Origin of the sequence: Salinicola sp. RZ23 (genome assembly GCF_003206675.1) — a bacterium.
Lineage (GTDB): Bacteria > Pseudomonadota > Gammaproteobacteria > Pseudomonadales > Halomonadaceae > Salinicola > Salinicola endophyticus.
Window position 1 is genome coordinate 43,369 of record NZ_PZJK01000003.1, and the last position, 23,435, is coordinate 66,803.

General features: G+C 67.6%; 23 protein-coding genes and 1 other RNA gene. 11 read left to right on the plus strand and 13 right to left on the minus strand.

Features of this window, described 5'->3' with window-relative positions; genetic code table 11:
- The first annotated feature begins 39 nt into the window (after window positions 1-39).
- Window positions 40-1,566, plus strand: a complete 1,527-nt coding sequence (gene nuoM, locus DOM67_RS02435; protein ID WP_110674089.1) for an NADH-quinone oxidoreductase subunit M — start codon at window positions 40-42, stop codon at window positions 1,564-1,566.
- Between the two features lie 11 nt (window positions 1,567-1,577).
- Complete coding sequence (gene nuoN, locus DOM67_RS02440) at window positions 1,578-3,020, plus strand: NADH-quinone oxidoreductase subunit NuoN (RefSeq protein WP_232825110.1); 1,443 nt, start codon at window positions 1,578-1,580, stop codon at window positions 3,018-3,020.
- A gap of 298 nt (window positions 3,021-3,318) precedes the next feature.
- Here the strand turns inward: nuoN and DOM67_RS02445 are convergent, their stop codons facing one another.
- Together DOM67_RS02445 and DOM67_RS02450 are read right to left on the minus strand one after the other, a co-directional pair.
- A complete protein-coding gene (locus tag DOM67_RS02445) occupies window positions 3,319-4,149 on the minus strand; it encodes an endonuclease/exonuclease/phosphatase family protein (protein WP_110674090.1) in 831 nt (276 codons plus the stop codon).
- Between the two features lie 4 nt (window positions 4,150-4,153).
- The gene (locus DOM67_RS02450; RefSeq protein ID WP_110674091.1) at window positions 4,154-4,792 is read right to left on the minus strand and encodes a thiol:disulfide interchange protein DsbA/DsbL; all 639 of its coding nucleotides are present in this window, start codon (window positions 4,790-4,792) and stop codon (window positions 4,154-4,156) included.
- A 283-nt stretch (window positions 4,793-5,075) separates the two neighbouring features.
- Between DOM67_RS02450 and yihA the strand changes: the two genes are divergently transcribed.
- Complete coding sequence (yihA, locus tag DOM67_RS02455; RefSeq protein ID WP_110674092.1) at window positions 5,076-5,696, plus strand: ribosome biogenesis GTP-binding protein YihA/YsxC; 621 nt, start codon at window positions 5,076-5,078, stop codon at window positions 5,694-5,696.
- 47 nt (window positions 5,697-5,743) lie between these two features.
- Here the strand turns inward: yihA and DOM67_RS02460 are convergent, their stop codons facing one another.
- From DOM67_RS02460 to argH, 7 genes are all read right to left on the minus strand, one after another.
- Entirely contained in the window at window positions 5,744-6,475 is a 732-nt protein-coding gene (locus DOM67_RS02460) for an HAD family hydrolase (RefSeq protein ID WP_110674093.1), read from the minus strand.
- 5 nt (window positions 6,476-6,480) lie between these two features.
- The gene (locus DOM67_RS02465; protein ID WP_110674094.1) at window positions 6,481-7,383 is read right to left on the minus strand and encodes a tyrosine recombinase XerC; all 903 of its coding nucleotides are present in this window, start codon (window positions 7,381-7,383) and stop codon (window positions 6,481-6,483) included.
- Window positions 7,367-8,107 carry a DUF484 family protein gene (locus tag DOM67_RS02470; RefSeq protein WP_110674095.1) on the minus strand — a complete coding sequence of 247 codons (741 nt, stop codon included), beginning with the start codon at window positions 8,105-8,107 and terminating at the stop codon, window positions 7,367-7,369. Before DOM67_RS02470 ends, DOM67_RS02465 begins: the two co-directional genes overlap by 17 nt.
- 130 nt (window positions 8,108-8,237) lie before the next feature.
- Complete coding sequence (gene dapF, locus DOM67_RS02475; protein ID WP_110674096.1) at window positions 8,238-9,071, minus strand: diaminopimelate epimerase; 834 nt, start codon at window positions 9,069-9,071, stop codon at window positions 8,238-8,240.
- Complete coding sequence (lysA, locus tag DOM67_RS02480) at window positions 9,071-10,333, minus strand: diaminopimelate decarboxylase (RefSeq protein WP_110674097.1); 1,263 nt, start codon at window positions 10,331-10,333, stop codon at window positions 9,071-9,073. Before lysA ends, dapF begins: the two co-directional genes overlap by 1 nt.
- A complete protein-coding gene (locus tag DOM67_RS02485; protein ID WP_110674098.1) occupies window positions 10,330-10,563 on the minus strand; it encodes a lipoprotein in 234 nt (77 codons plus the stop codon). Before DOM67_RS02485 ends, lysA begins: the two co-directional genes overlap by 4 nt.
- The gene (argH, locus tag DOM67_RS02490) at window positions 10,553-11,965 is read right to left on the minus strand and encodes an argininosuccinate lyase (RefSeq protein WP_110674099.1); all 1,413 of its coding nucleotides are present in this window, start codon (window positions 11,963-11,965) and stop codon (window positions 10,553-10,555) included. The genes DOM67_RS02485 and argH overlap by 11 nt, the downstream gene beginning before the upstream one ends.
- Window positions 11,966-12,245: 280 nt before the next feature.
- Here argH and hemC point away from each other — a divergent pair, with 280 nt between their 5' ends.
- The 5 genes from hemC (at window position 12,246) to DOM67_RS02515 (ending at window position 17,853) form a co-directional block, all read left to right on the plus strand.
- The gene (hemC, locus tag DOM67_RS02495) at window positions 12,246-13,187 is read left to right on the plus strand and encodes a hydroxymethylbilane synthase (protein WP_110674100.1); all 942 of its coding nucleotides are present in this window, start codon (window positions 12,246-12,248) and stop codon (window positions 13,185-13,187) included.
- A complete protein-coding gene (locus tag DOM67_RS02500; RefSeq protein WP_110674101.1) occupies window positions 13,187-13,936 on the plus strand; it encodes a uroporphyrinogen-III synthase in 750 nt (249 codons plus the stop codon). The genes hemC and DOM67_RS02500 overlap by 1 nt, the downstream gene beginning before the upstream one ends.
- A gap of 140 nt (window positions 13,937-14,076) precedes the next feature.
- Window positions 14,077-15,642 carry a uroporphyrinogen-III C-methyltransferase gene (locus DOM67_RS02505; protein ID WP_110674102.1) on the plus strand — a complete coding sequence of 522 codons (1,566 nt, stop codon included), beginning with the start codon at window positions 14,077-14,079 and terminating at the stop codon, window positions 15,640-15,642.
- A complete protein-coding gene (locus DOM67_RS02510) occupies window positions 15,639-16,862 on the plus strand; it encodes a heme biosynthesis HemY N-terminal domain-containing protein (protein WP_110674103.1) in 1,224 nt (407 codons plus the stop codon). The genes DOM67_RS02505 and DOM67_RS02510 overlap by 4 nt, the downstream gene beginning before the upstream one ends.
- A gap of 79 nt (window positions 16,863-16,941) precedes the next feature.
- The gene (locus DOM67_RS02515) at window positions 16,942-17,853 is read left to right on the plus strand and encodes an ROK family protein (RefSeq protein ID WP_110674104.1); all 912 of its coding nucleotides are present in this window, start codon (window positions 16,942-16,944) and stop codon (window positions 17,851-17,853) included.
- Window positions 17,854-18,014: 161 nt separating this feature from the next.
- Here the strand turns inward: DOM67_RS02515 and DOM67_RS02520 are convergent, their stop codons facing one another.
- On the minus strand, window positions 18,015-20,384 hold the full coding sequence (locus DOM67_RS02520; protein ID WP_110674160.1) for a mechanosensitive ion channel domain-containing protein: 2,370 nt from the start codon (window positions 20,382-20,384) through the stop codon (window positions 18,015-18,017).
- 421 nt (window positions 20,385-20,805) lie between these two features.
- Here DOM67_RS02520 and DOM67_RS02525 point away from each other — a divergent pair, with 421 nt between their 5' ends.
- The gene (locus DOM67_RS02525) at window positions 20,806-20,997 is read left to right on the plus strand and encodes a hypothetical protein (RefSeq protein ID WP_110674105.1); all 192 of its coding nucleotides are present in this window, start codon (window positions 20,806-20,808) and stop codon (window positions 20,995-20,997) included.
- A 64-nt stretch (window positions 20,998-21,061) separates the two neighbouring features.
- Here DOM67_RS02525 and ssrA read toward each other — a convergent pair.
- Window positions 21,062-21,440, minus strand: a transfer-messenger RNA (tmRNA) gene (ssrA, locus tag DOM67_RS02530).
- Window positions 21,441-21,547: 107 nt separating this feature from the next.
- Entirely contained in the window at window positions 21,548-22,027 is a 480-nt protein-coding gene (gene smpB, locus DOM67_RS02535; RefSeq protein ID WP_110674106.1) for an SsrA-binding protein SmpB, read from the minus strand.
- A gap of 124 nt (window positions 22,028-22,151) precedes the next feature.
- Between smpB and DOM67_RS02540 the strand changes: the two genes are divergently transcribed.
- Window positions 22,152-22,586, plus strand: coding sequence for a type II toxin-antitoxin system RatA family toxin (locus DOM67_RS02540; protein ID WP_110674107.1), 435 nt, complete (start codon window positions 22,152-22,154; stop codon window positions 22,584-22,586).
- Window positions 22,587-22,590: 4 nt separating this feature from the next.
- Window positions 22,591-22,947 (plus strand): RnfH family protein, encoded by a 357-nt coding sequence (locus DOM67_RS02545; protein ID WP_110674108.1) that lies wholly within the window; start codon window positions 22,591-22,593, stop codon window positions 22,945-22,947.
- A 24-nt stretch (window positions 22,948-22,971) separates the two neighbouring features.
- On the opposite strand, the gene DOM67_RS02550 is transcribed toward DOM67_RS02545, so the two are convergent.
- Window positions 22,972-23,394 (minus strand): outer membrane protein assembly factor BamE, encoded by a 423-nt coding sequence (locus DOM67_RS02550; protein ID WP_110674109.1) that lies wholly within the window; start codon window positions 23,392-23,394, stop codon window positions 22,972-22,974.
- Between the last annotated feature and the right edge of the window lie 41 nt (window positions 23,395-23,435).

Here is a 23,435-nt window from a genome sequence, read left to right on the forward strand (position 1 = left end):
TCGAACGACGCTTTTCACATCATCGCGGGTGGCTGATTCATGATTCTGGTCTGGCTGATTCTGATCCCTTTCATCGGCGGGCTGCTGTGCTGGCAGGCCGAACGTTTCGGCGACCGGGCACCGCGCTGGATCGCCCTCGCTACCATGCTCCTGGAGCTGGTGATGGTGCTCGGGATCTGGGCGGGCAGCGACTTCTCGTTGCCCGCCCAGGGCGCTACCCACGCCTGGGTGCTGGAGTGGCAGGCGGACTGGATTCCACGCTTCGGTATCAAGCTGCACCTGGCGCTGGATGGGCTGTCGCTGCTGATGATCGCGCTGACCGGGCTGCTCGGGGCGATGGCGGTGGTCTGCTCGTGGAACGAGATCGTGCGCCGGGTCGGCTTCTTCCACCTCAACCTGCTGTGGATCCTCGGCGGGGTGGTCGGGGTCTTCCTCTCCATCGATCTGTTCCTGTTCTTCCTGTTCTGGGAAATGATGCTGGTGCCGATGTACTTCCTGATCGCGCTGTGGGGCCACAGCGGCTCCAAGGGGAGTTCGCGCATCGGCGCGGCGACCAAGTTCTTCATCTACACCCAGGCCAGCGGCCTGATGATGCTGATCGCGATCCTCGGGCTGGTGTTCGTCCACCATTCGGCGACCGGGGTCTACACCTTCGCCTACGGCGACCTGTTGAATACGCCGATGGACCCGCAGGTGGCGTGGTGGCTGATGCTCGGTTTCTTCGTTGCCTTCGCGGTCAAGCTGCCGGTGGTGCCGCTGCACGGCTGGCTGCCCGACGCCCACGCCCAGGCGCCGACCGCGGGCAGCGTCGACCTCGCCGGTATCCTGCTCAAGACGGCGGCCTACGGCATGCTGCGCTTCGCGCTGCCGCTGTTCCCCGAGGCGTCCCAGGCGTTCGCGCCGGTGGCGATGACGCTGGGGCTGATCGGGATCTTCTACGGTGCCATCCTGGCCTGCGGCCAGCAGGACCTGAAGCGCCTGATCGCCTACACCAGCATCTCCCACATGGGCTTCGTGCTGATCGGGATCTACGCCGGTACCGAGCTGGCACTGCAGGGCGTGGTTGCGCTGATGGTGGCCCACGCCTTCTCCGCCGCCGGTCTGTTCATTCTCTCCGGCCAGCTCTACGAGCGCCTGCACACCCGCGACATGCGGCAGATGGGGGGGCTCTGGGGGCGTATCCGCGGGCTGCCGGGCTTCGCCCTGGTGTTCGTGGCGGCCTCGCTGGGGCTGCCGGGCACCGCCAACTTCGTCGGCGAGTTCATGGTCATGTTCGGCAGCTTCGGCGTCGCTCCCTGGACCGTGGCGATCGCCAGCGTGGGGCTGGTCCTGGCCGCGGTCTACTCGCTGTTCATCATGCAGCGGGTCTACTATGGGCCACCCAAGGAGGAGAGCTCGCTGGGCGGGCTGGATCGACGTGAGCTGGCGCTGCTGTTCGGGATCGTGGCGCTGGTGATCTTCTTCGGGGTCTATCCGCAGCCCATGCTGGAGACCTCGGCCGGGGCGATGCAGGTGGTACAGCAGAGCTTTCAGCAAGCCGGTGCGATGATGGGAGGTGCACAATGATGGCGGCGCTGATGGCGATTTCTCCGCTGATTCTGGTCTGTCTCACCGTCATCGTGGTGATGCTCTCGATCGCCTGGCGGCGACACCATGCGCTAAGCGCCGTCATCACTGCGGTCGGCCTCAACGCCGCGCTGCTGGCGCTGCTGTTCGGCTGGTCCCAGGGCACGGTGGCGGTCACCGATCTGCTGGTGGTCGACGACCTGGCGCGCTTCGGCGGTGTGCTGGTGCTGATGTCGACGCTCGCCTGCGTGACCCTGGCGCACCACTATCTGGAGGGCTATGACGGGCCGCGGGACGAGTTCTACCTGCTGCTGACGAGTGCCGCCGCCGGGGGCCTGGTGCTGGTCTCGGCGCGCCACATGGCGACGCTGTTCTTCGGTATCGAGCTGTTGTCGATGCCGCTGTTCGGGATGCTCGCCTACACCCTGCGTGACCGCGGCGCGCTGGAGAGCGGCATCAAGTACATGGTGCTGTCGGCGGCGGCCACCGCCTTTTTGCTCTTCGGCATGGCGCTGCTCTATGCCATGACCGGTACCCTCGACTTCGACGCCCTGGGCCAGGCGCTGGCGACCCAGGGCAGCGATCCCTGGCTGCTGGCCGGTGCCGGGCTGCTGCTGGTGGGGCTGGCGTTCAAGCTGTCGATCGTACCGTTCCACCTGTGGACGCCGGACGTCTATCAGGGCGGGCCGGGGCCGGCGACCACCTTCCTCGCCACCGCGAGCAAGGTGGCGGTGTTCCTGGTCCTGCTGCGCCTGTTCCAGTCGGCGCTGGCGCTGCACGAGAACTGGTGGCACGACCTGCTCGGGGTCATCGCCGTGGTGACCATGCTGGTGGGCAACCTGCTGGCGCTGACCCAGAACGACCTCAAGCGGCTGCTCGGCTACTCCTCGATCGCCCACTTCGGCTATCTGCTGGTGGCGCTGGTGGTCAACGACGGCCTGGCGGTGGAGACAGTGGGGATCTACCTGGTGACCTATGTGATCACCACCCTGGGCGCCTTCGGCGTGGTCACCCTGGTCTCCAGCCCCTACACCCCCACCGGGGGGCCTGCCGACGCCAGCTCGCTGCACCACTACCGTGGCCTGTTCTGGCGCCGCCCCTACCTGACCGCGGTGATGACCGTGTCGATGCTGTCGCTGGCGGGGATTCCCTTCACCGCCGGTTTCATCGGCAAGTTCTACATCATTGCCGTGGGGGTGGAGGCGCATCGCTGGTGGCTGGTCGGCAGTGTGGTGCTGGGCAGCGCCATCGGGCTCTACTACTACCTGCGGGTGATGGTGACGCTGTTCCTGCACGAGCCGGGCATGCAGAGCCGCGACGCCACCCACGACTGGGCCGAACGCGCGGGGGGCATGGTGGTGCTCGGGGTGGCCACGCTGGTGATTCTGCTGGGACTCTACCCCACGCCGATGATCGACTGGGTCCACTGGGTCGCCGGCAACAGCGCCTATTGACGCCGCGAGCCGCCGTTTGCCCGCTCACCCAAGCGCCTCTTCGGAGGCGCTTTTGCGTGGTGCGTGGTGGGAGGTGGCTTGGGCGATGAGGGGCGTGCGCCTCATGGGCCTCGCGGTGGGCGTGTCCGCAAGCGGGGTGAGGCGTCGAGAGGGTGATGTCTCTAGAGGGCCACGTATCGAGAGGGTCACACATCGACAGGGCCTGGCGTCGAGCGACCGGAGCCGTCGAGCAGGAGGACTCGGCCCAACGCGGTGTGAGTCAGCCGGTCACGCGTGATCGGGCTGCTCTGGTGCGTGCTCAGGCGGGGTCGTCGTGGCGCCGATCCTGGCGCCCCAGGCCGATGCTGACGCGGCAGGCGGCGGGCAGATGGACATCGACGGCGACCGGCAGATGATCCGAGAACATCGCGTCGAGCACCCGCGAGCCTTCCGGCTTGAGCGAGGCCGACAGCAGGATATGGTCGAGCGCGCGCCGCGGCTGCCAGGCGGGGTAGCTCGGCAGCGGCTTGAGCGGTTCGAGCTCGAGGGCTTGGCAGAAGCGGGTGTGGCTCTGCAACTGATCGGGGGTGCAGTTGAGATCGCCCATCACCACCACGTGGCGCAGCGGGCGGATGATCTCGCCGAGATAGTCGAGCTGACGCGCCTGCCCGCGCTGGCTCAGGGCGAGATGAGCGACGAACACATGCAGCGCGTCAGGGCCACTGCCGTAGCGCGCATGGATGGCACCGCGGCCGCGCATTCCGGGCAGGCGGTGCTCGTCGATCTGGTTGGGCGAGAGTCGCGAGAGCAGCCCGTTGCTGTGCTGGGCGACCCGGCCCAGATTGCGGTTGAGCTGCTGGAAGTGGTACTCGAAGGCCGAGCGCCGGGCCAGATACTCGACCTGATTGACGTGGCTGGAGCGGAAGCTGCCGCCGTCGACCTCCTGCAGGCCGACGATGTCGAAGCCGGCCAGCGCGCCGGCGACCCGGTCCAGGCGCGAGCTGCGCTTGGGATGCGGCAGCAGGTGCTGCCAGCTGCGGGTCAGATAGTGGTGGTAGGCCGAGGTGTGAATGCCGACCTGCAGATTGCAGGTCAGCAGTTTCAGCGTCGGCGCGATCTCGCTGGCGGGCGTCGAGGCGGCTACGGACATGGTGTCACTTGGCCTCCTGGCGCTCCTCGCGCACCTTCTCGATCAGCGCGCTGGCGATTTTCGGCATGTTCTCGAGCGAGCCGGCGGAGTCCGGGGTCACCACATAGTGGTTGTCGACGATCAGGTCGGGCACGCCCATCAACTGATACGAGCGCATCTTGGCCGCCGCCTGCTGGATCTGGCTCTTCACGCCGAAGGAGTCGAGCGCCTTGAGCGCCTGCTCCTTGGTCACCCCGTAGTGGGTGAAGAACTCGGCGATGTCATCCTCGTCGGTCAGGCGCTTGCCCTGCTTGTGGATCGCGTCCATGAAGTCCTGGCGCATCTCGTGCTCGATGCCCAGCGACTTGGCGGCGTAGAAGGCCTTGGCATGCTGTTCCCACACTCTGCCCAGCGGCGCCGCCATACGGTCGAACTCGACATCGTCGGGGAGGCTGGCGACCCACTCGTTGAGCGGCTTCTCGAGCGCGTAGCAGTGCGGGCAGCCGTACCAGAACACCTCGGTGACTTCGATCTTGTTCGCCGGTGCCTCGGACTTCATCGGTTGCTCGATGACCTGATAATCCTTGCCTTCGACGATGCCGGCGGCCATCACGGCGCCGGAGAAGGTGAGACCTGCCATTAGCGCCACAAGCGACTTGATCATGCGTGTACTGCTCCTGATGGATCGAAAACGGACGTCTCGACGCGGGATCGATTCGGCGGCGAGCCATGGGGTTTTGAGCGCCCGGGATGCCGGAGGTTCCCTGGGCGTCGCGGCCGACGTCTCCTCATGTCACTGAGGGTAGCCTGCCAGAATGACACGTGAAAGTAGAGGGGCATACCCGGGGAGACACCTGGCGTGCCTGCCGCTGGCGCAGCACTCGCCCGCCCAGCAGGGCGTGATACACTGCGCACGACCGATCACGCCCGCCCGTAGAGCCCTTGCCATGACCTCGACGCCCCCGCGCCGCAACTACCAGACGGCCCGCTTTCTGATCAGCGCCCCCAAGCTGGCCCTGTGCCCGCCGGACGATGGTATCGAGATCGCCTTCGCCGGGCGCTCCAACGCCGGCAAATCGAGTGCGATCAATGCGCTCACCCAGCAGAATGCGCTGGCGCGTACCTCCAAGACCCCGGGGCGGACCCAGTTGATCAACTTCTTCGGTCTGGAGAATGGCGACACCCTGCGTCTGGTGGACCTGCCCGGCTACGGCTACGCCAAGGTGCCCGAGGCGATGAAGAAGGAGTGGCAGTCGCACCTCGCCGACTATCTGCGAAGGCGCAGCGGCCTCGCCGGCCTGATTCTGCTGATGGACGTGCGCCACCCGCTGAGCGACTTCGACATCCAGCTGCTGGAGCTGGCCGATGCCCGCGAACTGCCGGTGCATATCCTGCTGACCAAGGCCGACAAGCTGAAGCAGGGGCCGGCGAAGGCCTCGCTGCAGCAGGTCAAGCGCCAGCTCGCCGAGTGGGAGGATCTGGTCAGCGTGCAGCTGTTCTCCGCGCTCAAGCGCCAGGGGCTCGACCAGACCTACGCGGTGATGGATCGCTGGCTGGCTGCACGCTGAGCCCTCGGCGCCCGCGGCACGAGCCTCTCCCCGCGATCCGCTGCGCACTACTCGCCTCGATCGAGCCGGTCGACCACCGCCGGCAGCTCTCTGACATGGGTGATCCGCGTCACCCGCGGCGGTAGTTCGCGCTCTCCCTCCTGCTTGGCATCGATCCACACCGCGTGCATGCCCAGGCGCTGCGCCGCGAGCACGTCCTCCTGCCAGTGATCGCCCACGTGCAGCGCCCGGTGCGGCTGGGTGCCGAGACGCGCCATGGCGGTAAGAAACGGGCGGGTGTCGGGTTTGGGGGCATGCATTTCGCCGGCCAGGATGATCACGTCGAAATAGTCGCCCAGCGCCAGGCGGCGCACGTCGACGTTGCCGTTGGTGATCACTCCCAGGCGGTAGCGCCGCGCCCAGGCCTCGAGCATCGGCACCACTTCCGGGAAGGGCGTCACCGCGTGGCGCAGCTGCATGAAGCGCTCGAAGCCGGCGGCGGCCCAGCGCTGCGCCTCCGCCTCGGGCAGGCCGTGCTCGCGCAGCAGCTCGAGCATGGCGCGCTCGCGAATCCAGCTATGGTCGCCGCGGCTGAGCGGGAAGCGCTGCATCAGTTGCTGGCGCACCTGCTGGTAGGCCTCCAGCGGAAAGGTCTCGGCCAGGCGCCGGCCTTCCGCCTCCGGCCGGCCGTCGATCTGCTCGAGCAGCCAGGTGTAGTGGGTCGGTTCGGCATGGGCCATGACGGGCCCGTTGTGCCACAGGGTGTCGTCGAGATCGAAGGTGATGGCGTCGAGCGGCATGGCGATCAGGGTTCGTCGTGGGCAGCACCCGGCTTGCGCCGGGCCCGCGGGTGGGCTTGATCGTAGACCTCGGCGAGCTGCTGCCAGTCGAGGCGGGTATAGATCTGGGTCGTCGAAAGATTGGCATGGCCGAGCAGCTCCTGCACCGCGCGCAGGTCCTGGCTCGACTCGAGCAGATGGCTGGCGAAGGAGTGGCGCAGGCGGTGCGGGTGCAGGTGTTCGGGCAGACCGCGGCGCTTGGCGCACTCGGCCAGGCGGCTCTGGATTGCGCGGTGGCCGATCCGGCCGCCGTGCTGAGCCACGAACAGCGCACGTTCGCCGTCGCCGGCGAGCGTGCTGCGCACCCCCAGCCAGTCGCGAATGGCCGCCGCCGCGCGCCGTCCCAGCGGCACCTGGCGCGGCTTGCCGCCCTTGCCCAGCACGCGGACATGGCGGGCGTCGAGGGCCTCCAGGTCGAGCCCTGCCAGCTCCGCCAGGCGCAGCCCGCAGGAGTAGAACAGCTCGAGCATGGCCTGATCGCGGATGGCCAGCGGTTCGCCGTCGTGGGGCGTGTCGAGGAAACGACCGAGCAGGTCGACATCGACCGGGCTGGGCAGATGGCGCGGCTGGCGCGGTGCCTGGGTCAGCTTGACCGGATTGTGGTCGAGCTCGCCCTGGCTGACCAGGAAGTCGGCGAAGCGCGACAGCGCCGCACGGCGCCGGGCCAGAGTGCGCGGCGCCAGGCCGCGGGTGCGCTCATGCGCCAGGTAACGCCGTATCAGGGCGACGTCGAGTGCCTGCCAAGTGGCAATGCCCTGGGTGTCGAGCCAGGCCGCGAGCTGAGCCACGTCGCGCCGATAGGCATCGAGCGTGGCCGGACTGGCGCGCCGGGCCAGGCGCGCCAGGAAGGCGTCAAGCGTCGCCTGCATGGGGGCGCTCGGCGCGCTTGAGCAGGCGGCTGACCACCTCGCCGAGATACTCGGTGAAGAGGGTGTCGAGGGTGGCCCGGAAGTGCTCGCTGTCGTGGCTGGCCAGGATCAGAAAGCCCAGCGTCTCGCCCTGGGTGAGCCGGGTGATGGCGCAGGAGCCGGCACCCTCGGGTGCCTTGCAGTGGGGCAGCAGATGCGCCCAGTCGGCCTGCGACAGCGTGGTGCAGCGGCTGCTCTGCTCGTTGAGCAGAAGTTCCAGGCGCTGGCGCGCCTCGGCGTCGAGACGAAAACGCGGCGGCTGCCACTGGCGCGTGTCTCGGGGCGTGGCGTGGCACGCTGGCGGAGCGTCCAGCCACAGCCCGATGGCCTGGGTGCGAAAGCGTTCGGCGAGCTGGGTCGACAGCGCCTCGGCCAGGGCGTCGGCGTCCTCGGCTTCGATCAGCCCCAGCACCAGTTCGCGGGTGCGCCGATACTGCGCCTCGTTGTAGCGCGCCGACTCGAGCAGGTTCTCCAGCCGCCACTCGGCGCTCTCGGCACGCTGGCGCAGATCGACCACCAGGCGTTCGAGCAGCGAGACGGCGCCGGGGATATGCGGGTGCGGCACCTTGAGTTGCTGCAGCAGCCCCTCGCGACCGACAAAGAAGTCGGTGTGCTGGGCCAGCCACTCGGCGACCCGATCGGGGTCGAGCGTCTGACGCGGCTCGGGGACCTGGACACGTGACATGCGGCTGTTCTCCTGTCGTCCCGGGTGAAGTCGTGGCAGGGCGCCCTGTGGGAGCGCCCGGTCTCACCGGTGGTTGTCCGATCGTTGTTATAGGGCCGGCAAGGTGGCCGGCGCACGGCGGCGGCCGGGTTCAGCTCAGCGGCACGCGCCCCTCGAAGACCCGCTCGGCCGGGCCGGTCATGATCATCGGGGTGTCGCCCCCGGCCCACTCCAGGGTCAGCCGCCCGCCGCGCAGGGTCACCTCGACCGGACTCGCGAGCACGCCGCGGCGGATACCGCAGGCCACCGCCGCGCAGGCACCGGTACCGCAGGCCAGGGTCTCGCCGGCGCCGCGCTCGTAGACGCGCAGGCGGATGGCGTGGGGCGATTCGATCTGCATGAAGCCGACATTGACCTGACGCGGGAAGCTCGGGTGGCGCTGCAGCGCCGGGCCGAGGGTCTCGACCGGGGCGCTGTCGACGTCTTCGACCTCGATCACCGCGTGCGGGTTGCCCATCGAGGCGACGCTCAGTGCCAGCGGCTGGCCGTCGACCTCGAGCGGGTGCAGCGGGACATCTTCCTCGGCGCTGAACGGCAGCGCCGCCGGGGCGAAGCGCGGCGCGCCCATATCCACCCGCACCCGGCCATCGGGGTCGACCTTGAGCGTCAGCGGGCCACCCAGGGTCTCGACGCGCAGCTCGCGCTTGTGAGTCAGGCGCTGATCGATCACGAAGCGCGCGAAGCAGCGCGCACCGTTGCCGCAGTTCTCCACTTCACCGCCATCGGCGTTGAAGATGCGATAGCGAAAATCCATGTCGGGTTGCCGCGGTGGCTCCACCAGCAGCAGCTGGTCGAAGCCGATCCCGAAGTGCCGGTCGGCGAGGCGGCGGATCTGCTCGTCGCGCAGGTAGGCGCGCTGACTGATCAGATCGACCACCATGAAGTCGTTGCCGAGGCCGTGCATCTTGGTGAAATTCAACAGCATCAAGACGTCTCCGGCAGCCGCGACTCGAGGGCCCACAGCGACGCGAGCGACTCCCGCTGGCGCACCAGATGGCAGGTCTCGCCATCCACCAGCACCTCCGGCGGGCGGCCGCGGCTGTTGTAGTTCGAGGCCATGACGAAACCATAGGCGCCAGCGGCGTGCACCACCAGCAGATCGCCCTCGGCCACGGCGAGTTCGCGCGCCTTGCCCAGGAAGTCGCCGCTTTCGCATACCGGGCCGACCACGTCGTAGCAGGCGCTAGGGCGCGGGGCGCGGGTATCGACCGCCTCGATGCGCTGCCACGCCTGATAGAGCGAGGGACGGATCATGTCGTTCATGCCGGCGTCGACGATGGCGAAGTTCTTGCTTTCGCCCGGCTTGAGGTACTCGATCCGGGTCAGCAGCACGCCGGCGTTGGCGGCGATCGAGCGGCCCGGTTCGAAGATCAGGGTCAGCTCGCGTCCGGCCAGCCGCTCGCGCACGGCGGCTACCAGCGCCTGGGCCGGCGGCGGCGTCTCGTCCTGATAGACCACGCCGAGGCCGCCACCCAGATCGAGATGCTCGAGGGTGATGCCGCGCTCGGCGAGGCGATCGACCAGTGCGAGCAGGCGGTCGAGGGCATCCAGGAAGGGCGCCAGCTCGGTGAGCTGGGAGCCGATATGGCAGTCCAGCCCCACCACCCTGAGATGGTCGCGCCCGGCCGCCCAGGTATAGAGATCGAGCACCTCGTCGGCGGCGACGCCGAACTTGTTGTCCTTGAGACCGGTGGAGATATAGGGGTGAGTGCCGGCGTCGACGTCCGGATTGACCCGGATCGAGACGTTGGCCACCTGGCCGCGTTCGGCGGCGACACGTTCGAGGCGCTCGAGTTCGGGGCGCGACTCGACGTTGAAGCACTTGATGCCGACCTCCAGCGCCCGTGCCATCTCGTCGGCCTGCTTGGCGACCCCGGAGAAGACCACCTTGGCCGGGTCGCCGCCGGCGGCCAGTACCCGCTCCAGTTCACCCTGGGAGACGATGTCGAATCCGGCGCCGAGGCGCGCCAGCAGGTCGATCACCGCCAGGTTGGAGTTGGTCTTCAGCGCGTAGCAGACCAGATGTGGCATATCGCCCAGGGCATCGCTGTAGGCGCGGAACTGCTGCGTCAGCGCGGCGCGCGAGTAGACGTAGCAGGGCGTGCCGTAGTCGGCGGCGATCTGCGCCAGGGGGACCGATTCGGCGTGCAGCACGCCGTCATGCCGGGGGAAGGCTTCGAACGTCACGGCTGTGCCTCCGCCTGGGGTGTCTGGGACGGATGCTGAGGCTGGGCCTGCGCGGTGTCACCCTGCCGTGCGGGCTCGCCCTGCTGGGCGTCGTCGTGGGTGCCCTGGGGATCGTAGGTCTTGGCCGCCTGGTTGTCCTCGGGCAGATAGAGCGGGCCTTTCTGGCCGCAGCCGGCCACCGCCAGCCCGGTCAGGGCGAGCAGGGCGACGAGAAGCAGATTACGCGACATGCTGGGCCTCCTGAAGCGCGTCGAGGGCCGTGCGGGCGCGGCTGGCCGCGGCGCGCACCTGATCCGGAGCGGTACCGCCGATATGGTTGCGCGCCGCCACCGAGCCTTCCAGGGTCAGCACCTCGAAGACGTCTGCGCCGATGGTGGTGGAGAAGCGCTGGAGCTCGTCGAGGGACATCTCGGAGAGATCCTTGCCCGACTCGATGCCGTAGGCCACCGCCTTGCCGACGATCTCGTGGGCATCGCGGAAGGCCACCCCGGCGCGTACCAGGTAGTCGGCCAGGTCGGTGGCGGTGGAGAAGCCGCGGCGCGCCGCTTCGAGCATGTTGGCGCGCTTGGCGCGCAGCGCCGGCGCCATGTCGGCGAAGGCGCGCAGGCAGCCCTTGACCGTGTCGAGGGTGTCGAACAGCGGCTCCTTGTCCTCCTGATTGTCCTTGTTGTAGGCCAGCGGCTGCGACTTCATCAGCGTCAGCAGGCTCATCAGGTGGCCATAGACGCGGCCGGTCTTGCCGCGCACCAGCTCGGGCACGTCCGGGTTCTTCTTCTGCGGCATGATCGAGGAGCCGGTGCAGAAGCGGTCGGGCAGATCGACGAAGTCGAACTGGGCGCTGGCCCACAGCACCATCTCTTCGCTCATGCGCGACAGGTGCATCAGCAGGATGCTGGCGAAGGCGGTGAACTCGATCGCGAAGTCGCGATCGCTGACCGCGTCCAGCGAGTTCTCCGCCGGGCGCTCGAAGCCGAGCAGCTCGGCGGTGACGTGGCGGTCGATCGGGTAGGTGGTGCCGGCCAGGGCCGCGGCACCCAGCGGCAGCACGTTGACCCGCTTGCGGCAGTCGTAGAGACGCTCGTGGTCGCGGGCGAGCATCTCCTGCCACGCCAGCAGGTGGTGGCCGAAGGTCACCGGCTGCGCGGTCTGCAGGTGGGTGAAGCCGGGCATGATGGTGTCGGCTTCGGCTTCGGCGAGTTCGATCAGGCCGCGTCGCAGGCGCGCCAGCTCCGCCGCCACGGCGTCGATCTCGTCGCGCAGGTAGAGGCGGATGTCGGTGGCGATCTGGTCGTTGCGCGAGCGTCCGGTGTGCAGCTTCTTGCCGGTAATGCCGATCTTGTCGGTGAGCCGCGCTTCCACGTTCATGTGGATATCTTCCAGGTCGACCGACCACTCGATCTCGCCGCGCTCGATCTCGGCTTCGATCTCGCCCAGGCCCTGAATGATGCGATCACGCTCCGCCTCGGTCAGCACGCCGACCCGTGCCAGCATGGTGGCATGGGCCACGGAGCCGCGGATGTCGTGATGGTAGAGCCGCTTGTCGAAGGAGATCGAAGCGGTGAAGGCGGCGACGAATGCGTCGGTGGGCTCGCTGAAACGTCCGCCCCAGGATTGGTTGGTTGCCTGCGTCATCGAATACGAACTCTGCCTAGGTTGACCGGGTATGGGTGCCGGGTGGCCGGGTGTGATCGCGGGTCGCGCATGGCGCGCGCGGGCCGGCGAAACGCTGTCTGGAGTGTACCAGAGTCGTGGCCGCGTGGGACGGGGGCGAGCGCCGCCGGGGCCAGGTCGAGGGGGCGTGATTTTTCCTGGCAGGGTGACTGCTTTATCATGCCTACAAGGTTCGTGCCGACGAACGTACACCCCGCGGCGGGTGGTCTTTGCCCCCGCGCCCCAGACTTCGGAGACCCGCGTGCTCGACGCTAACAGATTGAGAATCGCCACCCGCAAGAGTGCGCTGGCGCTATGGCAGGCCGAACACGTCAAGGCGCTGCTGGCGCAGCAGCACCCGCATCTGGAGATCGAACTGGTGCCGCTCTCCACGCGCGGCGACAAGATCCTCGACACGCCGCTGGCCAAGATCGGCGGCAAGGCGCTGTTCGTCAAGGAGCTGGAGGAGGCGATGCTCGATGGCCGCGCCGATCTCGCCGTGCACTCGATGAAGGATGTGCCGATGCACTTCCCCGACGGCCTGGGGCTGTCGGTGATTCTCGAGAGCGGGGCGCCGACCGACGCCTTCGTCTCCAACACCTACGCTAGTGTCGATGCCCTGCCCCAGGGGGCCCGGGTCGGCACCTCCAGCCTGCGCCGCGGGCTGCAGGTGGCCGCGCGGCGCCCGGATCTGGAGGTGCTGCCGCTGCGTGGCAATGTCCAGACCCGCCTGGGCAAGCTCGATGCCGGTGATTTCGAGGCGATCATTCTGGCCACCGCCGGGCTTCAGCGTCTGCAGCTGGGTGAGCGGATCACCGCCGAACTGTCGCCGGAGGAGAGCCTGCCCGCCTGCGGCCAGGGCGCACTGGGCATCGAATGCCGCCATGACGATGCCGATCTGGTGGCGCTGCTGGCGACCCTGGATCACGGCCCCACGGCGACCCGGGTGCGCGCCGAGCGCGCCATGAACACGCGTCTCGATGGTGGTTGCCAGGTGCCGATCGGCGGCTATGCGGTACTCGAGAACGATGGCGACACCCTGTGGCTGCGTGGGCTCGTCGGGCATCCGGATGGCTCCCAGGTGCTGCGCGCCGAGGGGCGCGGCTCGGCGATGGAGCCGGAGGCGCTGGGTATCCGCATTGCCGAGTCGCTGCTGGAGCAGGGCGCTGGCGATATTCTGGCCGAGGTCTACGGGAGCGCCTGATGGCTGCCCGGGTCCTGATCACGCGCCCCGGCGAGCGTGGCGCGGTGCTGGCCCAGGCCCTGCGCGCGGCCGGCTGCGAGCCGGTGGCGCTCGAGGTGCTGGCGTTCGAGCCACTGCCGCTGGCCCATGCCGCGCGCGCGCTGGTGCTCGATCTCGACGCTTTTCAGGGCATCATCGTGGTGAGTCCGCAGGCGGCCGTATCTCTGGCCGAGGCGATTGCGTCATACTGGCCGCAGCTACCCCAGCGGCTACGCTTCTATGCAGTGGGGCAGGCTACGGCGGCAACCCTGCATCAGGAGCTTGGGGTGCCCTGCGTGCTGCCCCCGGCGGGGGCCGGCGAGCATAGCGAGGGGTTGCTCGATACGCCGTCGCTGCGGGCGGTGGCGGGCAAGCGACTGCTGCTGGCCCGCGGTGAGGGCGGTCGCGAGGTGCTGGCCGAGCAGTTGACGGCGCGCGGCGCGATGCTCGACACGCTGACGCTCTACCGCCGCTGCTACCGCCCGCCGGCGCCCCCGGCGGCGACCTGGCTGGCCCAGGGCGACTATGCGGCGCTGGTGGTGACCAGCGGGGAAATATTGCAACATCTGGCCACCGGGTGTGGCCCGATAGCGTTGAACCAACCGCTAATCGTCTCGAGTGGACGGTTGGCTACACTGGCGAGACAGCTGGGATTCGGCTCGCTTCACGTGGCGTCCGGGCCTACGCCGGAGGCGCTGGCTGAGGCGGTGACTGCGCTGCGCGCGAGCTGATCTCGCGTGTTCGGTGGGGCCGGCCTTCCGGCCCGCCGCCCAGAGCCGGTTCGATCCTGCTCCGATGGCACCGTCGCCAACCCGACGCGCCGTCCGGGCGCCACCTTCGATCAGGGTGATCACGAGTAAAGGCAGCGTAGATGAGCAAGCAACGAAACGATCAACAACCGCAGTCGGCCACCGCTTCCGGCAATCAGGCCGACGGCGACGCTCGGAAAGCCGAGCAGGACAAGACCGCTTCGTCGACTGCCGCGTCGACACCCGAGACCACCAGCGCTGCCGATACCGCCGAGCGTACCGATCCGGTCAAGCCGGACGTGACCCGGCCGGATGCCAACGGCGAACCCAGCACCTCCCGCACCAGTGGCAAGGCCGCCAGCGCCGCCAAGAACGAGACGGCTCCTTCCGGCGATGGCCAGGCCGACACGACCAGTAACGCGGGTGCCAAGACTGCCGGCGCCAAGAGTGATGGCCCCAAGACCGCTGGCGCCGGTAGCCAAGGCAGTGGTGGCAAGCGCGACGCCGCCAAGAGCCAGGACAAGGCGAGCGCCAGGTCGGCCAAGTCCAGCGGGCCGCTGTCGCGTGACGGCGGCGGTGCACCGCCATCGGGTGCCAAGCCCGTCGGCAGTGGCGGTAGCAGCGGTGGCGGGAAGGGCGGCAAGCTCGGCCTGCTGGCGCTGATCCTGGTCATCGTGCTGGCGGTCGCGGTGGCGGCCATCGGCTACCGCGGCTGGCAACTGCTGCAGCAACAGCAGCAGAAGCTGGATCAGGTCCAGTCCAACCGCGGCGCCATCGACGATCTGCGCTCGCGCGTCGGCGACCTCGACCAGAACCGCCAGCAGTCGCTGAAGATGATGCGCGGCGAGTTCGATCAGTATCGCCAGAGCCTCGACAAGACGCTGGACAAGGTGCTCGCGGAGCTGGCCAAGCAGCAGCAGGCCGACCCGCGCGAGTGGCTCCACGCCGAAGCCGAATATCTGCTGCGGCTGGCCAATCAGCGGCTGCAGCTGGAGCGCGACGTGCCCGGCGCCAAGGCGCTGCTCAACGCCGCCGATGCGCGCCTGCGCGATGCCGACAACCCGGCGCTGGTACCGATCCGCCGCGCGATCCAGTCGGAGCTGGCGGCGCTCGACTCGGTGCCGGTGATCGACCGCACCGGCATCTACCTGGCGCTGATGGCGCAGCAGGAGCAGCTGGCACGCCTGCCGCTGAAGCAGGACATCGAGCAGATCGCCGCCGGCAAGGGCGACGCCCAGCCCAGCGGTGGCTGGCGCGATCAGCTCGCCACCCTGGGGCGTGAGCTCAAGGATCTGGTCACCGTACGGCGCCACGACCAGCCGCTGGAGGCGCTGATCACCCCGGAGCAGGAGTCCTACCTGCGCCAGAACGTGCGCATGCTGCTGGAACAGGCGCAGCTGGCGCTGCTCAAGGCCGAGCCCAAGCTCTACCAGGCCAGCCTGGGCAAGGCGATCGAACTGATCAAGGGCTACTACGACACCGACAATCAGGGTGTCGAGAATGCCCTCGACAAGCTCTCTTCGCTGCGTGACGAGAACGTGCGTCCGGAGCTGCCGGACATCAGCCAGTCGTCGCAGCTGCTCAAGCAGTTCATCGAGAAGCGCTTCGGCAACGGCACGGGTAGCGGTAACGCGAACGGCGGCGGTCAGGCGACGCAGAACGGATCGGCACAGGGAGAGGGCGCATGAGAAAGCTGATCCTGCTGATCGTCTTCGGTCTGGCGGTCGGCGCGCTGTTCGGGCAGCTGATGCAGTCGCTGCCGGGGTACTGGTTCGTCCGCGTCGGTGACACCTCGATCCAGACCTCATTCTGGTTCGGTTGCGTGCTGCTGCTGATCGCCTTCCTGGTGCTGCACTTCGGCCTGCGCGCGCTGATGCGCCTGCGCCGGCCGATGAGCCGGCTCAAGGTGTGGAACAGCCGCACTCGCCACCGCACCGCCATGAAGCGCACCGTGCGTGGCCTGGTGGCGCTGGCCGAGGGGCGCTGGAAGCGTGCCGAAAAGGCCTTGACCAAGGCCGCCGATGACTCCGGCACGCCGCTGGTCAACTATCTCTCGGCGGCCCTGGCGGCGCACTATCAGGGCCGCTACGAGCAGGCCGACGTGCTGCTCAAGCGCGCCCACCACAGCACCGAGGGCGCCGACACCGCGGTCGGCCTGGTGCAGGCGCAACTGATGCTCGACCGGCAGCAGTTCGAGGAGGCGCTGGCTACTCTGACCCGTCTCGAGCAGCAGCTACCGGAGCATCCGCAGGTGCTCAAGCTGCTCAAGCAGGCCTATCTCAGCGTCAACGACTGGGACGGCCTGCGCCGGCTGCTGCCGCGGCTCGACAAGCATCACCTGATCACCGACGACGAGCGCCGCGAACTCGAGCAGCGCGCCAATCGCGAGCTGCTGATCCACGCCGCCCAGCAGGAGGGCAATCTGCAGCGGGTGCGCTCGCTGTGGGCGGACATGCCCGATGCACTGCGCAGCGACGTCGAGCTGGTCCTGCTCTACAGCGATGCGCTGATCAAGGGCGGCGAGGAGGGCGACGCCGAGCGCCTGCTGCGCAACGCCCTGAAAGAGCACTGGGACACGCGTCTGGTACTGCGCTACGGCCTGCTCAATGTCGATGCCGCGCGCCAGCTGGCATACGCCGAGAAGTGGCTGCAGGAGCGGCCCAACGACCCCGATCTGCTGCTCACCCTGGGCCGGCTGTCGCTGCGCAACGCCTACTGGGGCAAGGCGCAGGAGTACTTCGAGGCGAGCCAGCGCCAGCGCCCGAGCGGGGTGGTGTGTGCGGAGCTGGCGCGGCTGTATGCCAACCTCGGTGACCACAGCAAGAGCCAGCTCTACTATCGGCAGAGCGTCACGCTGCTGGACAAGTCGCTGCCGGCGCTGCCGCAGCCCAGCGACGTGACGCGCTGATCCCGGTCACCGATTGCTCTCCTGGGCGCCCGTGGGCGCCCTTTTTTATCGCCGCGAGGCGCCCACCAGAGGAGTTGGCATGCACTACGGCATCGATGTCGGCGGTACCAAGATCGAACTCGGGGTCTTCGACTCCCAGTGGCAGCGGCTTGCCACCTGGCGCGAGGCGACTCCCGCGGCGGATGGTCCGGCACTGCTGGCGCGGCTGGCGGCGATGGTCGCCGTGGCCGATGCGCAGGGCGGCGCGCGTGGCACCCTGGGGCTCGGCCTGCCCGGTGTGATCGACGCCGGTGGGCGGCTCGTCGCCGCCAATCTGCCCGGCCTGCGTGAGCTACCGCTGGCGGCGTCACTCAGCGAGCACTTCGACCGCCCGGTGGCGTTCGACAACGACAGCCGCTGCTTCATTCTTTCGGAGGTCGGCCCCGGTGGTGCCGCTGCGGGCGAGCGCCACGCCTTCGGCGCGATCCTGGGTACCGGTGCCGGTGGTGGGGCGATCGTCGAGGGGCGGCTGCTCGGCGGGCACGGCGGCCTGGCCGGCGAATGGGGGCATCTCCCGCTCTCGGCGGCGGCGAGCGAGCGTTATCATCTACCGCGTCTGGCCTGTGGCTGTGGTCTGCACGGTTGTCTCGAGCGTTATATCTCCGGCCCGGGGCTGGTGACGCTGTTCCGTCACTTCGGCGGCGAGGCGGAGCGTGCCGAGACCTGGTATGCCGCCTGGCAAGCGGGCGACCCCGCGGCGGAGCTGGCCCACCGCTGCCATGTCGATCTGATCGGCGAGGCGTTGGCCAACGTCACCAAGCTGCTGGCCCCGGCGGCGATCGTGATCGGTGGCGGGCTCTCCACCCTGCCGGAAGTGGTCGCCGAGCTGCCGGCGGCGCTCGGGCGTCATCTCTTTCCTGGTGTGGCCATGCCGCGGGTGGTGGCCTCGCGCCTGGGCGCTGCCAGCGGCGTGCGCGGTGCCGCCATGCTGGGTGCCGGCGCCTCCGCCTAGACCCTGTCTGACCGGGAGGGCGCGCGTCGACCTGGCAGGCTGCGCCTGGCGGTCACCTCGAGATCGCCGGCGCTTCCCCCTCAGGTCTGGCCCGTTGGTGTAACGCCTTGCACAAAAAAGGCCGCCCCGAAGGGCGGCCTCTTTGTTTCACGTTGTCGCGTTCAGCGCGGATCGTCACCGGCATCGTCATCGACGTCGTCGTGGGTCGGTTTGTTGTGCGTGGCATCTTGCGACTCGGTGTCGGGCCGCTTCGCGCTCGAGGTCTCCTGGGCGGTGCCGGGAATGTCGCGTTTTTCATCGCGCAGCACGCGCACGTGGGCCGGCGGCGCCGAGCCATCCCGATCTTCACCGAAGTAGAGCGTGGTGTGCGGGAACGGGATCTCGATGCCCGCCTTGTCGAAGTAGAGCTTGACCAGGCGGTTGTAGGCGCGGCCCACGCCCCACTGGTCGCCCGGGGTGGTCTTGATCACCACGCGGATATTGACCGAGCTGTCGGCCAGGGCGATCACGCCGGCCACGGTCATCGGCGCCAGCAGCTTGTGGCCGTGCTCTTCGCTCGCCTTGAGCTCCTCGAACGCCGCCTGCAGCTGCTCGATGGCGTAATCGATGTTCTCGCGGTAGGCGATGCCGTACTCGCCGACATGGTTGCCGTATTCACGCATGAAGTTGGACACCGTGCCCACCGACGAGAACGGCACGATATGGTAGGTACCGGAGAGGTCGCGGATTGCCACCGAGCGGATGCTGACGCGCTCGGCGGTGCCGGTGACGCCGCCCACGGAGACCACGTCGCCGGTGTTCATGGCGTTCTCGAGCTGGATGAAGACCCCGGTGATGACGTCCTGGACCAGCTTCTGGGCACCGAAACCGATGGCCAGACCCAGTACCCCGGCGCCGGCGATCAGCGGGCCGATGTTGATGCCGATCTGCGACAGCACGATCATCACCGTCATGATGATCAGGGTGATCGCCAGAGCGTTGCGGAACAGGCTCATCAGGGTCTGGGCGCGGGCGGTCGGGGCGCCGCCGCCGGTTTCCGGATTGAGATAGTTCTCGATCAGGCTCGCCAGGCCGATCCACACGATGGCAGCCATGGCCAGGATCAGCAGCACCTGGATCACCGCGGCGACGGTGTGCGCGCCGGCTTCGCTGGCGTACCAGGCGGCCAGGTCGAAGGCGCCCCAGGCATCCAGGGTGTAAAGCGCCACCGCGATCAGGATGATGATCCGGATCACCTTGAGGAAGCTCGGCACATAGGCGTTGAGCCGGCCCTCGAGCATCGGCAGGCGTCGGCGCAGCTCATCGGAGAGCGTGATGCGCCGCCCGATCAACTGGGTCAGCAGACCCGAGACCAGCATGCCGATACCGATGTAGAGGATCGTCTTCAGAGTGGCGATCAGCACGAACGGCAGGGCGGTTTCCGGATGCAGCAGGGTCACCCCGAACACCATCAACGCATAGAGAATGGCAAGGATGTGCCACACCCCGGCCAGCATCCGCAGGGCGACGCGGGAGGCGGCCATGCCCGCCTGCTCCGCCTTGCCCAGGATCAGGTCACGCACCGCGAGGCGCTTCTTGAGGATCACGGTCATCGCCGCGAGCAGGGCGATCAGCATGATCAGCACGCTGATGACCTTGCCGAAGGCCGGCGACAGGTTGAGGTTCAGAATCGGCACCACGACCAGCATGCCGTAGCCGACGAAGCCGGCCAGGCTGGCCAGGAAGCCGTTGCAGTAGCGTGCCTGGGCGGCGCTGATGGGCACCAGGCGCAGGCCTTCGTGGCTGGAGGCGAACAGTATGCGCAGCGCGCACTTGAACAGTTCGATCATCAGGAAGGCGTTGAGGAACAGCGAGAAGCGCGTGCTCAAGGTGCCGCTCTCGCCGACCAGGAAGGTGGCGACGAGGTTGCCGGCGACATAGGCGAGCGCCACCACCACCACGTCGACCACGGCGGCCAGGATCACGCCGACGATCACCCGCAGCAGATGCCCGCGCCCTTCACCCTGCAGCGACCAGCGGCTGAAGCGGTTGAACAGCGGCCCGGCGAGGCCACGCAGCACGAAGAAGGCGCCCACGGTGGCGACGATCACCATGCCCAGCTCCAGCGCGGCATCGAGGAAGTCGCTCAGGCTGAAGGCGGGGCCGCTGCTGGCGGCAGCGTCGCCGCTGGCGAAGAAGCCGCTGATCAGCGCCGCCACGGCGGTGAACTGACCGCCGATGTCATCGGCGAAAGCGCTGGTGATATGCGCCATGCGGCGCGGAAAGGAGGCGATTTCGGCGCTCTCGGTGCTTTTGGCGCTGTCGCCGGAGGCCTGGCTGGCGCTCGCTTCAGCGGGCGCGCTGCCCTGGGACTCACTGGCGCCGGCCTGGGGCTGCTCGGCGGCGAGCTTGCGCAGCTGATCGATCAACGCCTGACGCGACTGCGGATTCTCCAACAGGTCGGCCATCGTCGAGTAGGCCGGCCCTTCCTGGGCCTGCTGCTCGGTGGGCGCGCTCGACGACTCACCCGAGCCGGCGCTCTGTTGTGCCATCAGCGGGGCTGCAAAAAACAGCAGTATCAAGAGTAGCCAGCGGCTCGGCCAGCGATCGGGGCGAGGGGTGGGCACGCTTCAACCTCCTTGTCTGAAGGGCAGGGTCATAAGGGCTGTGTCTCAAGGGCCATGTCGTCAGGCCAGAGCGGTGAACGGATGTTCGCGCAGCGCGCGACGACGGCTGGCATCCAGCTTAAACATCCTTAGGGTAACATTTTATCGTCACACGGAAATTCAGTCGTCGCCGGACCTCTTTGAGGCTAGTCCATCCGTGCCCGCTGGCCACTGGTGGCGATGGGACTGGACAAGACGCGATTCTTTGCCACGCTCAGTCGAGCCGTCGGCTCGGATGCCGTCGCGCTGTCTCCTCCAACCTCAAGTCCGGTGCCAGCTTTCGCTGGTGCCCCGTCAGGGATCGATCATGCTCAATGTGACCCTCGAAATGCGCTGCAACGTCTGCGGTGGCGAGCGCTTTCTGCTGCCGACGCTCGACGAGACGGCACAGGATGTACGCTGCGCCGGCTGCTCTGCCTTCAAATGCAAGAACCAGGATCTGGAGCGCGCCATGGCCGCAGCCGGGCCGCGCCGGAGCGGGCGTCATCCCGCGCTGTAGACGCCCATGGCACGCTGGTCGGGCACAAAAAAAGCACCTCTCTCGAGGTGCTTTTTTCTGGTGTTGGTGGAGGCGGGGGGAATTGAACCCCCGTCCGCCGGCACTCACCCATCGGCTCTACATGCTTAGTTCCGTCTTTTGATTTAGCGCAGTGACCTCCGACGGGCAGGATGACACCTTGCGATCTCTCTAAGGTTTAACGCATGTCAGGAGAGCGCTGACATACGCGGTCCCATCAGCTTTAGCTCGTATCCTCTCCGCGATGAATGGGCACATCGCTTCGAGGCCAGACAACAGCTAGCAGTTCTTAGGCTGCCAGTGCGCCTTGAGCGTAGTTTTCGTCGTTTGCGACTATTTAATCGTAACGTTGGATTTACGAGATACGTTACGCTCTCGGCATGCACCTCAGGGATTGTCACCGGCGTCGAAGCCATGTCGCCCCCGTGGAACCCCGGTATTCTATCAGTTGGGGGTGACCCCACGCCATCTCAATCGTCGAATCGAAACCTCGGCACCACACGCCACCGCGAAGCACTCTCTCGGCACCGCGTCAGGCGTGGTCGCGCATCACGCGGGCCTTCTCGCGGTTCCAGTCGCGCTCCTTCTGGGTCGCGCGCTTGTCGTGGAGCTGCTTGCCGCGCACCAGCGCCAGCTCGCACTTGACCAGATTCTTCTTCCAGTAGAGCTTGAGCGGCACACAGGTGTGACCCTTTTCCTGGGTCCGCGAGAAGATCCTGGCGATCTCCTTGCGGTGCAGCAGCAGCTTGCGTGTACGATCGGGCTCGGCCACCACGTGGGTACTGGCGGTATTGAGCGGCGTGATGTGGCTGCCCAGCAGCCAGGCCTCGCCGTTCTTGATCAGGATATAGGTGTCGGTGAGCTGGGCCTTGCCGGCGCGCAGGCTCTTGACCTCCCAACCGCTCAGCGAGAGACCCGCCTCGAAGGTTTCGTCGATGTGATACTCGAAACGAGCCTTCTTGTTCTGGGCGATCGTGTTGTTGCCGGGCACGTTGCCTTTCTTCTTACCCATGACACCTCTTCGCGGCGATATCCGGTACGCCCGCAGACCTTGGGGCGAGCGTGCTACCATTCAAACATGTGAGAAATGGCCCCCATGATACGCGCATCGGGGCGATAAATCAGTGGAGAGCTACATGCCAAGCGTGCACCGGTCTGCTTTTGTCCGGCATACCCCGGAACAGATGTTCGAGCTGGTCAATGACTTCGAACGCTACCCGGAATTCCTCCCCGGCTGTCGTCGGGCCCGGGTGGTCGAGCGTGGAGAGGACTATCTGATCGGCAGCATGACCCTGGCCAAGGGCGGCGTCGAGCAGAGCGTGACCACGCGCAACGATCTACAGCGCCCCGGACGTATCGACCTGTCGCTGGTCGACGGCCCGTTCAAGCGTCTCGACGGACGCTGGCACTTCCGTGACATGGGCGAGAACGCCTGCAAGGTCGAGCTGGAAATGGAGTTCGAGTTCAGCAACCGCCTGCTGGGCATGGCCTTCGGGCGGCTGTTCCAGCAGGTGGCGGGGCAATTGATCGATGCCTTCACCCGGCGCGCCGATCAGGTCTACGGGCGCTGACGCCATGCCTGCTGCAGTCGACGCCCCCGAGGTCAGCGGCTCTGAGTCCAGCGATGCACCGGCGTGTACATGGGTCGAGGTGGCCTACGCCACGCCGGAGCGCCAGCGTATCGTCACCCTGGTCTGGGCGCCAGGACTCACCGCCCGCGCGGCGGTGATCCGCGCCAACCTGACCGCGCACTTCGCCGAGCTCGATGACGCCTGGCTGGCCAGCGCGCCGCTGGGGATCTTCGGCGAACGCCTGGAAGCTCCCGAGCAGCGCGAGCTGCTGCCGGGGGAGCGGGTCGAGGTCTATCGTCCGCTGCAGCTCGATCCCAAGCAGGCACGACGCGAGCGGGCGGCCCGCAGGCCGCCGCGCTGACTCGCACTCGATAGAGAGGGGAGACTAGAGGCCAGTGGGGCCGACCTGCGGCACCGCGGCACCTTCACCGGCACCCTCGACCGCCGGGCCGGGGCCGCTGTCCTGGTCGAGCTCGACGTCGGAGTCCATGTCACCGGACTTCTGGATGTCGACCACCTGGTCGTTGGCGAAGGTGAGCGTGACCCGTTTCTCCACCGTGCCGCCGTAGGCCTTGTCGAGATAGAAGACGTAGTCCCACTGGTCGGAGGAGAAGGGCGCTTCCATCAGCGGCGTTCCCATGACCTGAACGACCTGGGCGCGGCTCATGCCGGTATGGAGCTGAGACACCATGTCCTGGGTAATGAGGTTGCCCTGGACGAGGTCGCGTTTGTAGACGCCAAAGTAGCTGCAGCCAGCGATGAGCGACGCTGCGAGCACGAGTACGGCCGTTCTGATCAGGTTTTGCATTTGAGTCCGTCTTTCACTATCGTTGCGTGGATTGATCATAC